This window comes from Kitasatospora sp. NPDC007106 (genome assembly GCF_040634455.1).
In the GTDB taxonomy this organism is placed as follows: Bacteria; Actinomycetota; Actinomycetes; order Streptomycetales; family Streptomycetaceae; genus Kitasatospora; species Kitasatospora arboriphila.
On record NZ_JBEYFP010000683.1, the window covers coordinates 1 to 3,119 of the forward strand.

A 3,119-nucleotide genomic window follows, 5' to 3' on the forward strand; every position below is an offset into this window, starting at 1 on the left:
GCAGATCGTCGCCCAGGCCGAACGCGAGCCCGGCGTGACACAGGCCCAGGTCCTGGTCACCGAACAGGGCGGCCGCGCCTCGTCCGTCGAGGTGCTGCTGCTCCCCGCCCCCGGCGCCGAGGTCGACACCGAGCGGCTGCGCAAGGAGATCCTCTCGGCGACCTTCACCCTCAGCACCGCCTTCCAGCACGACCCGCAGTGCTTCCGGGTGCGCACCGTCGACGCACTGATCAGCAACGGCCGCACCGGCAAGACGTCCGACCTCGTCGTCCGGGAGGACTCGTGAAACCGCGCCTGCCCGCCTCCCTCGGCCGGGGCTTCAACCTGTTCTGGGCCGGCCAGACCATCAGCACCGTCGGCGACCGGGTCACCGTCTTCGTCGTCCCCACCCTGATGATCTTCGTGCTGCACGCCTCCGCCCTCCAGGTCGGCATCGTCGCGATGGCCCAGTACCTCGGCATCCCGCTGCTCGGACCGATCGCCGGCGTGCTCGTCGACCGCTGGGACAAGCGGTGGACGATGCTCGCCTGCGACCTCGTGCGGCTGGCCGCCGTCGGCGTCATCCCGCTCGCCTACTGGCTCGGCTGGCTCTCCACCCCGCTGATCTTCGGCTGCGTCGCGGCGATCAGCGGCGCGACCATCTTCTTCACCGTCGGCTACCTGATCGCCGTCCCCGCCGTGGTCCCGAAGGACGACCTCGTCCGGGCCTACTCCCGACTGGAGGGCAGCCGCTCCGTCTCCGAGGTCTCCGGCCCGTCCATCGCCGCCGCCCTCTACAGCGCCCTCGGCGTCGCCGCCCTCCTCGTCGACGCCGCCAGCTACCTCGTCTCGGCGCTCTGCCTGCGCTCGATGCCCTCCTGGGGCGACCGCACACCCGTCACCGGCTCCGTCCGGGAGCGCCTCACCCTCGGCTTCCGGCTCAACTGGTCCGACCCGGTGCTGCGCCGGGTCGTCGTCGCCGCCATCACGCTGAACTGCGGCGGCCCGATCTTCGTCACCGTGCTGCCCGTCCTCGCCTACCGCGGACTCGGCGTCTCCGTCGCGGTGTTCGGCGCGGCCATGTCGGTCGCCGCGGTCGGCGCACTGCTGGGCGCCGTGGTCGCCCCCAAGATCAGCGAGCGGTTCGGCACCGGCCGGACGATGGCCTACGGCCTGCTGCTGCACTGCCTGGTCGGCCTCGGCGTGCTCGCCGCCCCCACCCTGCCGACCGGCCCGGTGATCGCCGTGACCATGGGCTGCTACGGCTTCTTCATGTCCTGCATCAACGTGTGCAGCGCACCCGCCCGGCAGTCCCGGATGTCCGCCCAGAACCAGGGCGTCATGCACGCCGCCTACCGCACCGTCACCTGGGGCGTGATCCCGCTCGCCGCCCTCGTCGGCGGCTGGGCCGTCAGCCTGCTGACCGACTCCCTCGGCATCCTCGACGCCGCCCGCGTCGTGATGACCGGCGGCACCCTGCTCGCCGCGTTCTCCTTCCTGCCCGCGATCCGCATCCAGCCCCTGCTGGACGCCGCCGAACGCGAGAAGGCCCGCGCGGCGGCCGAGGACGGGGCGGCCGACGCGGCCCTCGCGGAGCGCACCTCATGACCACCACGCGCAGGACCGTCCTCATCACCGGAACCTCCTCCGGCATCGGCCTGGCCACCGCCGTCGCCGCCGCCCGGGCCGGGTACGCGGTCGTCGCGACCGTGCGCGACCCCGACCGCGCCGGAGCCCTGCGTTCGGCCGCAGGGCAGGCCGGCGTGGAGGTCGACGTCCGCCGGCTCGACGTCACCGACGCCGACTCCGTCACCGCCTGCCTCGACGCCGTCGCCGAGGAGTACGGGCGGCTGGACGCCGTCGTCAACAACGCCGGCATCTCCAACTTCGACCCCACCCTGGAGATGTCCACCATGGCCGCACTGCGGACCAACCTGGAGGTCAACTTCTTCGGGGTGATCGCGGTCAGCCGGGCCGCGATGCCGCTGCTGCGCGCCGCCCGCGGCAGCCTGATCACCATCGGCAGCGTGCACGGCATCGTCGGCCAGCCCTTCAACGAGGCTTACTGCGCCGCCAAGTTCGCCGTCGAGGGCTTCATGGAGAGCCTCGCCCCGGTCGCTGCCGCGCACGGCGTCCGGGTGTCCCTGGTGGTGCCCGGATTCGTCCGCGGCACCAACTTCGGCATCTTCCCGGACGTCAACCGCACCACCGTCCAGGCCGCCTCCGGCCCGTACGCCGACACCTTCGCCGACTACGTCGACTGGGTCCGCACCAAGGGCTGGGAAGGCGCCGGCCAGCAGCCCCAGGACGTCGCCGACGTCGTGGTCGACACCCTCGGCGCCGACGACCCGCCGTTCCGGATCCCGGCCGGCCGGTGGGCCGCCGACTACCTCGACCAGAAACTCACCGACCGCGACGGCACCCACGTGCAGACCCTCGCCCGCACCTGGATCGGCCGCCCCGACCTGCCCTAGCAACCGTCCTCGAAGGGCCAGGTGTGCCCCCAGCACCCCTGAACCGACCACCCGGGCGCCCTTGAAGAAACGACGCCCCGACCCCCCGTCCGGAGGACCCGTGCCCGCCAAGTCCCTGCAGGAACTCGTCGACCTCGCCCGCACCCACTCGCCGTTCTACGCCGAGGCCTACCGCGACGTCCCGCGGACCGTCTCGCACATCACCCAGCTGCCCCTCGTCGACCAGGACGCCTTCTGGGCCGCGACCCGCGGCAACCGCCTGCTCACCGGCCCGCTCACCGACGCCGGCGTCTACAAGTCCGGCGGCACCACCGGCGCCCCCAAGCTCTCGCCGTGGACCCGCACCGAGCACGCCGAGGCGCTCACCGCCTTCGGCGCGGGCATGGTCCAGGCCGGCCTCAAGCCGGGCCACCGGGTCGCCAACCTGTTCCGCGCCGGCGAGCTCTACAGCGGCTTCCTCTTCATCGAGGGCGCCCTGCACCACGCGCCGGTCGACAACGTCCGCCTGCCGGTCGGCGGCTCCGCACCCAACGACTACATCGCCGACCTGGTCAACGGCTTCGGCGTGCACGTCCTCGCCGGCGAACCGATGAAGCTCAGCGCCGTCGCCGAACACCTCGTCCAGCGCGGGGAGAGCGCCGGATCGGTCGAACTGCTGCTGTTCGG

Annotated in this window: 3 protein-coding genes and 1 pseudogene; all 4 read left to right on the forward strand. The window is 72.7% G+C overall.

Translation table 11 applies throughout. The annotated features are described in order from the left end of the window. Positions 1-286 (forward strand): hypothetical protein (locus ABZ641_RS30685; protein WP_359987037.1); only part of this gene is annotated, 286 nt, incomplete at its 5' end. Beyond that, complete coding sequence (locus tag ABZ641_RS30690) at positions 283-1,587, forward strand: MFS transporter (RefSeq protein ID WP_344623801.1); 1,305 nt, start codon at positions 283-285, stop codon at positions 1,585-1,587. The genes ABZ641_RS30685 and ABZ641_RS30690, both read left to right, overlap by 4 nt. Next, positions 1,584-2,453: an SDR family NAD(P)-dependent oxidoreductase gene (locus ABZ641_RS30695; protein WP_359987040.1), complete on the forward strand. Its 870-nt coding sequence runs from the start codon at positions 1,584-1,586 to the stop codon at positions 2,451-2,453. The genes ABZ641_RS30690 and ABZ641_RS30695 overlap by 4 nt, the downstream gene beginning before the upstream one ends. 100 nt (positions 2,454-2,553) lie before the next feature. Next, positions 2,554-3,119 (forward strand): annotated as a pseudogene (locus ABZ641_RS30700) (phenylacetate--CoA ligase family protein); the annotation flags it as partial.

Bases quoted from the DNA above. Each gene is read 5' to 3' on its own strand.
- ABZ641_RS30695 (WP_359987040.1), top strand. From the start codon at position 1,584: ATGACCACCACGCGCAGGACCGTCCTCATCACCGGAACCTCCTCCGGC.